Source organism: Pseudomonas sp. B21-054 (genome assembly GCF_026016345.1).
Taxonomy (GTDB): domain Bacteria; phylum Pseudomonadota; class Gammaproteobacteria; order Pseudomonadales; family Pseudomonadaceae; genus Aquipseudomonas.
In genome coordinates, this window is record NZ_CP087204.1 from 3,066,328 (window position 1) to 3,078,037 (window position 11,710).

Below are 11,710 nucleotides of genomic sequence, written 5' to 3' on the forward strand. Positions count from 1 at the left end.
AATCAGGCGCAGTCGGCGCGTGGGGCGCCGATAGTGACCAACAATCCGCTTCGGCTCAAGCAAGAATGCCTTTGACCTTGTCACGCAACTGATCGATGGAGAACGGCTTGCCAATCACCGCCATGCCCTCAGGCACATCGATGCTTTCGGCATAACCACTGGCAAACAGGATCGCCAGGCCTGGCCGCAAGGATCGGGCCTGTTTCGCCAATTCACGACCGTCCATCACCGGCAGGCCGACATCCGTCATCATCAGGGCGATGATTTGCTCGTCATTGCGTAAATAGGCGAGCGCCTGTTCACAACCGTCCGCCTCCAGCACCTGGTATTCCAGCTCCTCCAGTACGTCGACGATCAACATACGCACAATGTCGTCGTCTTCGACGACCAGAATGGTGGGTTGAGTGGCGGGAGCGGGGGTGGACATAGTCGGTATTCTCGAAAGATGGGGCGGGAAGGGCGTGAAAAAAAGTCTTATGCATGAGTAAGTGGCGAGGCGGTACAAGTTCCCCAGGTTGTACAAGAAAGGATCTATAGTACAAGAGCTGACAAGGATAGTCGCTTCCTTGCTATGAAGGCAGATTGCCGTAGGATTTGCGTCCTCGTCTCGTCAGAAATGTGGATCCAACCGGCGCTTTTCGGGCAAACTCCACGGTTTTCAACTGTCCACCAAGGCCTTCTCCATGACTCCTTCGTCTTCGGTTGACGAGCAAAGCTTTCGTAAACTCTTAAGTCGCAACATCAGCCTGCCGCTGGGCATGGGTGCCCTCAGCGCGGTGTTTTTCATCGTGCTGATCACCTATCTGCTGTCAGTGATCCAATGGGTCGGGCACACCGATCGGGTGATCAACAATGCCAACGAAGCGCTCAAGCTGAGCGTGGACCTGGAGACCGGCATGCGCGGCTACCTGTTGAGTGGTGACGAACACTTCCTTGACCCCTATGAAGTCGCCAAGCCACGGATCGCGGTCGCGCTGGACACATTGCTGGAATTGACAGCCGACAACCCGGTCCAGACCGACCGCCTGCATAAGGTGCAGGCGCTCCAGGTGGAATGGTCCAATTACGCCCAGAGCATGATCGACCTGCAACGCAGCAGCGGCGATTACCGGGGCGCGGTGAAGGCCGGCCGCGGCAAGCGCCTGACCGACGAAATTCGCAAGACCTTCGAAGACATCGTCGAGACCGAACAGCAGTTGCGTGCGGCGCGCAACGAAGAGGTCCGCACCACCACGGTCTGGAGCATCGCCCTGTATCTGCTGTTCGTTGCTGCCGTCAGCGGATTGCTGGCTTATGTCGGTCGCCGCGACCTGCTGACCTTGTCCAGCAACTACAGCGCAAGCTTGAAGGTCCAGCAGCAGAGCGCCTTGCACCTGGAGAAACAGGCCTGGCTGCGCAATGGCCAGACGCTGTTGGCCGAGCAGGTCCTGGGGCAACTGAGCCTGAACCTGCTGGGCCGCAACATCCTGCAGTTTTGTGCCCAATACATGGGCACTGTCGTGGCCGCGCTGTATGCGCGGGAAGAAAACGGCGTCCTCAAGCGGGTGGCCACTTATGGCATGTCCCGGGAAGAGGACGAACAGCACCAGGTGATCGTCGCCGGTGAAGGCATCGTGGGCCAGGCGGTACAGCAGGGGCGTCCGATCCGCCTGGATGATGTGCCCAATGATTACCTGAAAATCAGTTCCGGTTTGGGCCGGGGCTTGCCCAATAGCGTGGTGGTAGTGCCAACCAGCGACGACGACCGGATCAACGGTGTCATCGAGCTGGGTTTCCTGCGGCCCTTGACCGACCGCGACCTCGAATTGCTGGAGCTGGTGGCCGGCAACATCGGCACCTCCATTGAAGCGGCCCGTTATCGCCAGCGTTTGCAGGAAGTGCTGGCCGAAACCCAGCAGTTGAACGAAGAACTGCAAGTCCAGCAGGAAGAGCTCAAGACCGCCAACGAAGAGTTGGAAGAGCAATCGCGCATCCTCAAGGAATCCCAGGCTCACCTGGAAGCCCAGCAACAGGAGCTGGAACAGACCAACGAGCAACTGGCCGAACAGCGCGACGCCATGGACCAGAAGAACAGCGAGCTGAACCTGGCCCAGATCCAGTTGCAGGAGCGCGCCGAAGAATTGCAGCGTTCGAGCAAGTACAAGTCCGAGTTCCTGGCCAACATGTCCCATGAACTGCGTACACCGCTCAACAGTTCATTGATCCTGTCCAAGTTACTGGCCGAAAACCCGCAGCAGAACCTCAGCGAGGAACAGGTCAAGTTTGCCGAGTCGATCTACTCGGCCGGTAACGACTTGCTGAATCTAATCAATGACATTCTCGACATTTCCAAGGTCGAGGCCGGGAAACTGGAAGTACGCCCGGAAAACACCAGTGTGGCGCGGCTGGTGGAAGGCTTGCGCGATATGTTCAAGCCACTGGCGGCCGACAAAGGCCTGAGCTTCGAGGCGCAGCTGCTGCCTGACGCACCGTCCATGCTGTACACCGATCGCCAGCGCCTGGAGCAGGTGATCAAGAACCTGTTGTCCAACGCGGTGAAGTTCACTGAGCAAGGCAGCGTCTCTCTGTCCGTGGCCGGCCAACCGGGTTCGGGCATTGCGTTCATTGTGCGTGACTCCGGCATCGGCATCGCCGCCGATCAGCAACAGAGCATCTTCGAGGCGTTCCGCCAGGCCGATGGCACCACCAATCGCCGGTATGGCGGCACCGGTCTGGGCTTGTCGATTTCCCGCGACCTGGCCACGTTGCTGGGAGGTTCGATCACCGTCTCCAGCGAACCGGGGCAGGGCAGCGTGTTTACGCTGGTCTTGCCTGAGCGTTATGTCGAGCCGGGGCAAGTCCCGGCAGCGCCGAGGGTATTCACCCCGACGGCCACCGCGCCCACGCCAGCCCTCCCAACACCTGCGCCTGCGCCATTGATCGCCCAGGTGGACACGCCCGTCGCCCGATTCGCCGATGATCGGGACAAGGCCCCGTTCACCACCCGGTGCATCCTGGTGATCGAAGATGAACCCAAGTTTGCGCGGATCCTCTTCGACCTGGCCCACGAACTCGGTTACCAATGCCTGGTGGCCCACGGCGCCGATGAAGGCTTCGACCTGGCCATGCAACTGAGCCCCGACGCGATTCTGCTGGACATGCGTCTGCCGGATCACTCCGGGCTGACGGTATTGCAGCGGCTCAAGGAGCGGGCCGATACCCGACATATCCCGGTGCACGTGATTTCCGTCGAGGACCGTGTCGAAGCGGCGATGCACATGGGCGCCGTGGGTTATGCCGTCAAGCCGACCACCCGCGAAGAGCTCAAGGACGTGTTCGCTCGCCTGGAGGCCAAGCTGACCCAGAAGGTCAAGCGGGTGCTGCTGGTGGAAGACGATGACTTGCAGCGCGACAGCATCACCCGGCTGATCGGCGATGACGATATCGAGATCACTGCCGTCGGCCTGGCCCAACAAGCCCTGGACCTGCTGCGCACGAATGTCTACGACTGCATGATCATCGACCTCAAGCTGCCGGACATGCTGGGCAATGACCTGCTCAAGCGCATGTCCACCGAAGAAATCTGTTCATTCCCACCGGTGATTGTCTACACCGGGCGCAACCTGACCCGCGATGAAGAGGCCGAACTGCGTAAGTATTCGCGCTCGATCATCATCAAGGGCGCCCGCTCGCCAGAGCGGCTGCTGGATGAAGTGACACTCTTTCTGCACAAAGTCGAATCCCGGTTGTCCCATGAACGTCAGCGGATGCTCAAGACCGCCCGCAGCCGCGACAAGGTTTTCGAGGGCCGCAAGGTACTGTTGGTGGACGACGATGTGCGCAACATCTTTGCCCTGACCAGCGCCCTGGAGGCGAAAGGGGCAGTCGTGGTCATTGGCCGTAACGGCTATGAAGCGATCGAACGCCTGAATGAAGTCGACGACATCGACCTGGTGTTGATGGATGTGATGATGCCGGAGATGGACGGTTTTGAAGCCACCGCATTGATCCGCAAAGACCCGCGCTGGCGCAAGTTGCCGATCATTGCCGTGACGGCCAAGGCCATGAAGGATGATCAGGAGCGCTGCCTGGCGGCGGGTTCCAACGATTACCTGGCTAAACCGATCGACCTGGATCGTCTGTTCTCACTGATTCGCGTGTGGTTGCCGAATATGGAAAGAATTTAGTGGAACGTGACACTGATATTGAACTGCGTTTGTTGATCGAAGCGATCTACCTCAAGTACAGCTACGATTTCCGGGATTACTCCGGTGCATCCATCAAGCGCCGGGTCCACCATGCGTTGAGCCAGTTCGAGTGCAAGACTATCTCGGCGCTGCAGGAGCGCGTGTTGCACGACCCGGGCATGTTCATGCAGTTGCTGCAGCTGTTGACGATTCCTGTCAGTGAGATGTTTCGCGACCCTTCGCATTTCCTGGCGATCCGCGAGGAAGTGGTGCCGTTGCTCAAGACGTATCCGTCGATCAAGATCTGGATCGCCGGATGCAGCACGGGGGAGGAGGTCTACTCCATGGCGATTCTATTGCGCGAGGAAGGCCTGCTGGATCGCACGCTCATCTATGCCACCGATATCAATCCACGTTCGCTGGAAAAAGCCAAGCAGGGCATTTTCTCCCTGGAGAACGTACGGGCCTATACCCAAAACTATCAGTGCGCCGGGGGACGGCGATCATTTGCCGATTACTACACGGCGGCCTACGATTACGCAATGTTCGACAAAACCCTGCGTGAGAACGTGACCTTTGCCGACCACAGTTTGGCGACCGACAGTGTATTTTCAGAAACTCAATTAATTTCATGTCGTAACGTATTGATATATTTCAATAAGAAGCTGCAAGATCGTGCGTTCGGGTTGTTTCATGAGTCCCTCTGTCACCGCGGGTTCCTAGTGTTGGGCAGCAAGGAAACACTGGATTTCTCGGCTTACGGTCAGCAATTCGAAGCACTCGTAAAACAGGAACGGATCTATCGCAAGTTATGAATCACATGACCCGGTCCCGAATCGAGGCCATTGTCGTCGGCGCATCCGCTGGCGGCGTTGAAGCGCTGCTCAAGGTGTTCGGGCAACTGCGCAAGGGCTTCGGTGTGCCGATCCTGGTGGTGCTGCATTTGCCGGATGAGCGCCACAGCCAGTTGGCCCATGTGTTTGGCTATCGTCTCGCCGTACCGGTGGAGGAAGCCCAGGACAAGCAGGACGTCGTGCCCGGCACCTTGTACGTGGCAACGCCTGGCTATCACTTGTCGGTCGAGGCCGACCGCAGTTTGTCGTTGAGCCTGGAGGAGCCGGTGCACCACTCGCGGCCGTCCATTGATGTGCTGTTCGAGTCAGCCGCCGATGTCTACGGTGCGAACCTGCTGGCGATCGTACTGACTGGTGCCAACAGTGACGGTGCCAAGGGACTGGCCAGGGTTCGGGAGCTGGGAGGTATCACGGTGGTCCAGGACCCCGACGAAGCACAAGTCTCGACCATGCCCGAAGCGGCGTTGGCTCTGCATGAGCCCGACCATATCCTTACTTTGCAAGGCATCGGCCAGTTGCTGGCCGGGCTGGAATGAACCACATGCCAAGAGATATTCAAGCCAAACTGCTGATCGTCGACGATCTGCCGGAGAATCTGTTGGCCCTGGACGCGCTGATCAAGCGCGAAGATCGTCAGGTCTTCAAGGCCCTGTCGGCTGACGAAGCGCTTTCCCTATTGCTGCAGCATGAGTTTGCCCTGGCCATCATTGATGTGCAGATGCCGGGAATGAACGGTTTCGAACTGGCCGAGCTGATGCGTGGCACGGAGAAGACTCGCAGCATCCCGATCATTTTTGTCAGCGCCGCGGGGCGTGAACGCAACTATGCCTTCACCGGCTATGAAAGCGGTGCGGTGGATTTCCTGCACAAGCCGCTGGACACCCATGCGGTCAAAAGCAAGGTCAATGTGTTCGTCGAACTCTATCGCCAGAGAAAGGCGATGAAGGAACAGGTCGTTGCCCTGGAGCAGAGCCGCCGGGAGCAGGAGATTTTGTTGCAGCAGCTGGAGGCCACTCGCAGCGAGCTGGAGCAGGCGGTGCGGATGCGTGATGACTTTATGTCAATCGTCGCCCACGAAGTGCGCACGCCCCTCAATGGCCTGATTCTCGAGACGCAATTGCGCAAGATGCACCTGGCCCGGGATAACGCCGCGGCGTTCAGCCTGGACAAGGTGCGCGCGATGGTCGAGCGCGACGAACGCCAGATCAAGAGCCTGATTCGGCTGATCGAGGACATGCTGGACGTATCGCGGATTCGCACCGGCAAGTTGTCCATCCGTCCGACCCGGTTCAATCTGACGACGCTGGTGCAGGGTCTGCTGCACAATTTCCAGCCGCAGATCGCGGCGGCCGAATGCTCATTGATCTGTACCGCAGAACCCTTGGTGGAGGGACTCTGGGATGAGTTTCGTATTGAACAGGTGGTGTCCAACCTGCTGACCAACGCCTTGCGCTACGGCGGCAAAAGCCCGATCGAGGTGCGTGTCTACAAGATGTCGGACCATGCCTGTGTCGAAGTCCAGGACCATGGCATCGGCATCAGCGAAGAAAACCAGCAGCGCATCTTCCAGCAATTCGAACGGGTGTCCTCCAAGGCCGTCGCTTCCGGCCTGGGGCTGGGACTGTTCATCTCCGAGCAGATTGTGACCGCTCATGGCGGGACGATCACGGTCAATAGTCGCCTCAACGAAGGCGCGCTGTTTCGCGTTTGCCTGCCTTTGCAGAAAAGCGTCTCGAACAAAACCGTCGAACAGACGCAACCTCTGAGTGACCCCAAGGTCGTATCAGCAGCTATTGATCGAACAAAGGCTTCTCATGAGTGAAGATGCGCAAGACGTAGTACTGATTGTCGAGGACGATCCGTCGATCCTGATGGTGCTGTCTACCTACCTGTCAGGTGAGGGGTATCGGATACTGCAGGCCGAAAACGGTGAGCAGGCGTTCGAGATCCTGGCGAGCAAGCCACACCTGGACATGATGATCACCGACTTCCGCCTGCCGGGCGGCATCACCGGTGTGCAGATCGCAGAGCCGGCGGTCCGGTTGCGCCCCGACCTGAAAGTCATCTTTATCAGCGGCTACGCGCAAGAGGTGCGCGACACCGACAGCCCGATCACCCGCAAGGCCCCGATCCTGGACAAACCCTTCGACCTGGATGAATTACAGGACATCATGCAGTCCATGCTGTCGTAGTGTGGCGAAGGGATTCGCGCAACCTCGCACCGCCCCGGGGGGCCGCGAAGCGGCCCCCACACAGGCTCAAGTCTTGATCATCTCCCGCACCTTGGCCGTCAACAAATCAAACGTGAACGGCTTGGTGATCATCTGCATGCCCGGGTCAAGGAAACCGCCGCGTACCGCTGCATGCTCAGCGTAACCGGTGATGAACAATACCCGCAGGTCCGGACGGATCTGCCGGCCGATTTCCGCCAATTGCCGGCCATTCATGCCTGGCAGGCCCACGTCACTGACCAACAGATCGATGCGCTGGCCTGACTGGAGGATCGGCACCGCTTGGTTGGCGTCGGCGGCCTCGACAAAGGCATAACCCAGTTCGCTCAATACGGCGCTGACCAGCACCCGCACCGCCGGATCGTCTTCGACGATCAGCACTGTCTCGCCATCCTGCGCGTTCGGTGCGTGCTGTGTAACGGGCAGGGGCTCTTGAATCGCTTCGCCCACGAAGCGGGGCAGGTAAAGATTGACCGTGGTGCCTTTGCCGACTTCGCTGTCGATCGTCACATGGCCGTGGGATTGCTTGCTGAACCCATAGATCATCGACAGGCCCAGCCCGGTGCCTTGGCCGATGGGTTTCGTGGTGAAGAACGGATCGAATGCGCGATTGATGACCGCCTCGGGCATGCCGCAACCGGAGTCCTGCACGCTCAGCACCACATAATCGCCGGGTTCCAGGTTGCTGTAGGCGTCGGTGAAGCCGACATCCAAGTGGCGGTTGAAGGTCTGCACCACCAACGTGCCGCCATCGGGCATGGCATCCCGGGCGTTGAGCACCAGGTTGAGCAGGGCGCTTTCCAGTTGATTGGGATCGGCTTCGGCGATCCAGAGCTGATCGTCAAGCTGCATGTCCAACCGTATGCTTTCGTTGAGGCTGCGCTGCAAAAGCTCACCCATGGACAGCACCAGCGTGTTCATCTGCACGGCTTTGGAGTCCAGTGATTGGCGCCGTGAGAAGGCGAGCAGGCGATGGGTCAGGCCGGCGGCGCGGTTGGCGGAGGTCACGCCCAGGTCGATCAGGCTGTCCAGGTCTTCGGTACGGCCCCGGGCCAGGCGCCGGCGCAGCAATTCAAGGCTGCCGATGATCCCGGTGAGCATGTTGTTGAAGTCATGGGCGATGCCGCCGGTGAGCTGGCCGACGGCTTCCATTTTCTGCGACTGGCGCAGGGCCTCTTCGTTATGACGCAATTGGGCGGTACGTTCTTCCACCTGTTGCTCGAGAGTCTCGAGGGTCGTTTGCAGGCGCAGCTCGCTGTTGCTGAGGTCGATCAGGCGGTCCCGGGCCTCGTACTGCCTTCGGCGTCCGCGCACGGCGGTGGTCACCAGGCTGACCAGGGTTACCGGGTGGAAAGGCCGTTCCAGGAAGGTGACGTTGCCCAGTTGCGCGCCGATGCGGGCCGCCGGGTTCTGTTCGGGGCCACCGTGGTGGGTCAGCAGGACGATGGGCAGGTCGGACCACGCCGGTTGCTGCTCGATATGCAGCAGCAGCGTTTCCAGGTCAGGTCCGACCAGGGCTTCGGAGGACACCACCAGCAGGCCGGCGCCGAGTTCAAGCTCCTCGCACAGGTGCCCCAGGTGGCGACAGATGAGCCCGCCAAAGCCGGCTTCGTTGAGGATCATCAGGGCGATCTGGCTGTCCCGTCCCAGCGGGGCAAGGATCAACGCCCGCTCGGACAGGGGCTCGGCCAACGTCACTGTGGATCATCCTTGAGCAGCGGGTTATCCGCTCCCATATAATTGGGCACACCCCGCAATACGCCCTGGAACGATTCCAACGGTTCGCCAATGGTCATGCCGTGGTTGCTGATGCGGTATTCGCGAATGGTGGATTCGTGGCTGCCGGTGCGTTTCTTGATGATGGAGATCGCCCGGCGCACTTTGCCCAGCGCTTCGAAGTAACGCAACAGAATCACCGTGTCGGCCAGGTAGGTAATGTCCACGGGCGCCTGCATGTCGCCCACCAGGCCGTGCTGTGCCACGGTCATGAAGGTCGCCGCGCCCCTGCGGTTTAGATAGAGCAACAGTTCATGCACATGCAGCACCAGGGCGTTTTCCTCTGGCATGGCAGCCTGGTAGCCGTTGATGCTGTCGATGACAACGGTCTTGATGTTGCCTTCGTCGACGCAACGGCGCACCCGATGCGAGAACTCGCCAGGAGACAGCTCGGCGGCGTCCACTTGTTCGATCACCAGGTTGCCGGTGCTGCGCAGGGCCTCCAGGTCGATGCCGACGTTCCTCATGCGTTCGAACAGCAAGCCCAGTTCTTCGTCGAAGATGAACAGCGCGGCTTTCTCGCCACGCTGCACCGCCGCTGCGGCGAAGATCATCGAGATCAGCGACTTGCCGGTACCGGCGGGGCCCAGGATCAACGTGCTGGAGCCGGTCTCGATGCCGCCGCCCAGGAGGGCATCCACACCATCGAGGCCGCTGGAGAGCTGTCGCCGCAGGTATTGCCCACGGTGTTCGGCGGCCACCAGGCGCGGGAACACATGGACGCCGTCGCCCATGATGGTGAAGTCATGAAAGCCGCCGCGGTACTTCTGCCCGCGATACTTCACCACCCGAACACGCCGCCGCTCAGCGCCATAGTTGGGGGTCAGTTCTTCCAGGCGAATCACCCCGTGGGCAACGCTGTGCACGGTCTTGTCCAGGGACTCGGTGGTCAGGTCATCCAGGAGCAGTACAGTCGCGTCGTAACGCACGAAGTAATGCTTGATGGCCAGGATCTGCCGGCGATAGCGCAGGGAGCTTTGCGCCAGCAGGCGAATCTCCGACAGGCTGTCGAGCACCACCCGGGTCGGCTTGACGCGCTCGACCACTTCGAAGATCTGTCGGGTCGCTTCGCCCAGCTCCAGGTCGGAGGAATACAACAGGCTTTGCTGGTGCTCGGCGTTGAGCAGGCTTTCGGGTGGGGTCAGCTCGAAGATATGAACGTTTTCATCGATCGTCCAGCCGTGGGATGCCGCGCCCTGACGCAGTTCACGCTCGGTTTCCGACAATGTGATGTACAACGAGCGCTCGCCGGCCTTGGCACCGGCCAGCAGGAATTGCAACGCGACCGTGGTTTTACCAGTCCCCGGTTCCCCTTCCAGCAGGAACACATGGCCGCGGGACAGACCACCGGAAAGGATGTCGTCCAGCCCTTCGATACCGGTGGCGGCTTTTGCGCTGATCAACTCGTTAGATGTAGACAAAAAAAGCCCTCTCATGACTAGGGAAGTGGGGCAGCAGGCTGGAGTACGCCTGGAAATGAACTGCCTGAACACTTGACCCTTGGCGATGATGGCGGTTCCGCTTTCGTTGACAAAACGCGGTGTACTGCACAACTTTTGACTGTCGATGCGATGCCTACAGACCCTGCTGCAACGCCGGATCGTCGGGGTTGAGCTGTTCAAGTTGGGCCAGCAGGATCTGCACATTCTGCAACTGCCCGGACTCCTTCCAGTAGTTGATCAACAGCACCCGGGCCTTGCGGTCGGCGGGGTAGCGCTGGACGATTTCCTGCAGTTGTTTCTGTGCGGCTTCCAGTTCCTGCTCGGCGTGCAGGGTGGTTGCCAGGTCGTAGCGATACGTGCGGTTATTGGGCTCCAGTTCCACGGCTTTGGCCAAGCCGAGCACCGCGTATTCGCTCTGGCCATGCTGCAGCAGCCACAGGCCCAGTGCATGTTGCAGATAAGCCGAGTCCGGCTGGGTTTGCAACTGCCTGGCGAGTAATTGTCTGGCGGCTTCGCCCTGGCCTTGTTTGTCGAGTACTTCGATTTGCATGACCAGTGCGGGAAGGTTGTCGGGTTGCAGGCGCAATGTTTGTTCGAGGGCCTGTTGGGCTTTTTTCAACTCAGCGTTGTGCAAGTGCAGGCGGGCGAGCTGATAGTAGGATTCGGCGGTCTGCGGCCCGTCCTCGAGCACCTGCTCCCAAGTATCGATGGCAAGCTGCATCGCTCCGAAATACAAGCCCAGGTCATCAGGGGACGAACCCAGGAGCGCGTTCACGGCGGCGAACCGGACGTTCTGGTCGTCATCATCGAGTAGCGGTCCCAGCAGCAGGCTGCGCTGGCCCGTTGGCAACAGCCCGACGAGGCTGCCAATGGCTGCACGACGTACATCCGCCGATTCGCTGTGCAGGTCCGCACCCGCCAGTTTCAAGGCTTGCGGGCTTGGATAGTTGGGCAGTTCGGCATGCAGCCACACGCGGCGCTTGGGGGAGAGGTCGGGGCGCCCCAATTGTTGATAAAGCTCCCGCGCCGCCCCCGGCTGCCCGTTGCGGGCCTTTTCCAGGGCTTCGCTGTAGCCACGCTTGATCGCCTCGGGGATCTGCGGGGTGGTGCTGCGTAGCCACACCGCGACGAGACCGATCACCAACAGGATGGACAGGCTGATAAGCACATAGCGGCGAGACGGGGGCATGCAGGCAATCCATAACCAGAAGCGTGAAATGTCGCAAGCTTCGGCCAGGCGC

General features: G+C 60.0%; 9 protein-coding genes. 5 read left to right on the top strand and 4 right to left on the bottom strand.

Annotated features, from left to right (window positions below):
• Positions 1–55: 55 nt before the first annotated feature.
• Positions 56–427, bottom strand: a complete 372-nt coding sequence (locus LOY70_RS13795) for a response regulator (protein WP_265037549.1) — start codon at positions 425–427, stop codon at positions 56–58.
• Positions 428–683: 256 nt separating this feature from the next.
• On the opposite strand from LOY70_RS13795, the gene LOY70_RS13800 reads away from it, so the two are divergent.
• Genes LOY70_RS13800 through LOY70_RS13820 form a run of 5 tightly spaced genes read left to right on the top strand, consistent with a single transcriptional unit; the run spans position 684 to position 7,212 of the window.
• A complete protein-coding gene (locus LOY70_RS13800) occupies positions 684–4,166 on the top strand; it encodes a response regulator (RefSeq protein WP_265037551.1) in 3,483 nt (1,160 codons plus the stop codon).
• Complete coding sequence (locus LOY70_RS13805) at positions 4,166–4,981, top strand: CheR family methyltransferase (RefSeq protein WP_265037554.1); 816 nt, start codon at positions 4,166–4,168, stop codon at positions 4,979–4,981. Before LOY70_RS13800 ends, LOY70_RS13805 begins: the two co-directional genes overlap by 1 nt.
• Positions 4,978–5,556 carry a chemotaxis protein CheB gene (locus LOY70_RS13810; RefSeq protein ID WP_265037556.1) on the top strand — a complete coding sequence of 193 codons (579 nt, stop codon included), beginning with the start codon at positions 4,978–4,980 and terminating at the stop codon, positions 5,554–5,556. Before LOY70_RS13805 ends, LOY70_RS13810 begins: the two co-directional genes overlap by 4 nt.
• A gap of 5 nt (positions 5,557–5,561) precedes the next feature.
• The gene (locus LOY70_RS13815; RefSeq protein WP_265037558.1) at positions 5,562–6,842 is read left to right on the top strand and encodes a hybrid sensor histidine kinase/response regulator; all 1,281 of its coding nucleotides are present in this window, start codon (positions 5,562–5,564) and stop codon (positions 6,840–6,842) included.
• Positions 6,835–7,212 (top strand): response regulator, encoded by a 378-nt coding sequence (locus tag LOY70_RS13820; protein ID WP_123341290.1) that lies wholly within the window; start codon positions 6,835–6,837, stop codon positions 7,210–7,212. Before LOY70_RS13815 ends, LOY70_RS13820 begins: the two co-directional genes overlap by 8 nt.
• Before the next feature lie 66 nt (positions 7,213–7,278).
• Here LOY70_RS13820 and LOY70_RS13825 read toward each other — a convergent pair whose 3' ends face one another.
• From LOY70_RS13825 to LOY70_RS13835, 3 genes are all read right to left on the bottom strand, one after another.
• Positions 7,279–8,949, bottom strand: a complete 1,671-nt coding sequence (locus LOY70_RS13825) for a response regulator (RefSeq protein WP_265037562.1) — start codon at positions 8,947–8,949, stop codon at positions 7,279–7,281.
• The gene (locus LOY70_RS13830; protein ID WP_123416772.1) at positions 8,946–10,448 is read right to left on the bottom strand and encodes an ATPase domain-containing protein; all 1,503 of its coding nucleotides are present in this window, start codon (positions 10,446–10,448) and stop codon (positions 8,946–8,948) included. The genes LOY70_RS13825 and LOY70_RS13830 overlap by 4 nt, the downstream gene beginning before the upstream one ends.
• Before the next feature lie 154 nt (positions 10,449–10,602).
• Positions 10,603–11,658: a tetratricopeptide repeat protein gene (locus LOY70_RS13835; protein WP_265037564.1), complete on the bottom strand. Its 1,056-nt coding sequence runs from the start codon at positions 11,656–11,658 to the stop codon at positions 10,603–10,605.
• Positions 11,659–11,710 lie beyond the last annotated feature (52 nt).

Bases quoted from the DNA above. Each gene is read 5' to 3' on its own strand.
- LOY70_RS13795 (WP_265037549.1), bottom strand. From the start codon at position 427: ATGTCCACCCCCGCTCCCGCCACTCAACCCACCATTCTGGTCGTCGAA.
- LOY70_RS13800 (WP_265037551.1), top strand. From the start codon at position 684: ATGACTCCTTCGTCTTCGGTTGACGAGCAAAGCTTTCGTAAACTCTTA.
- LOY70_RS13810 (WP_265037556.1), top strand. From the start codon at position 4,978: ATGAATCACATGACCCGGTCCCGAATCGAGGCCATTGTCGTCGGCGCA.
- LOY70_RS13815 (WP_265037558.1), top strand. From the start codon at position 5,562: ATGCCAAGAGATATTCAAGCCAAACTGCTGATCGTCGACGATCTGCCG.
- LOY70_RS13820 (WP_123341290.1), top strand. From the start codon at position 6,835: ATGAGTGAAGATGCGCAAGACGTAGTACTGATTGTCGAGGACGATCCG.
- LOY70_RS13835 (WP_265037564.1), bottom strand. From the start codon at position 11,658: ATGCCCCCGTCTCGCCGCTATGTGCTTATCAGCCTGTCCATCCTGTTG.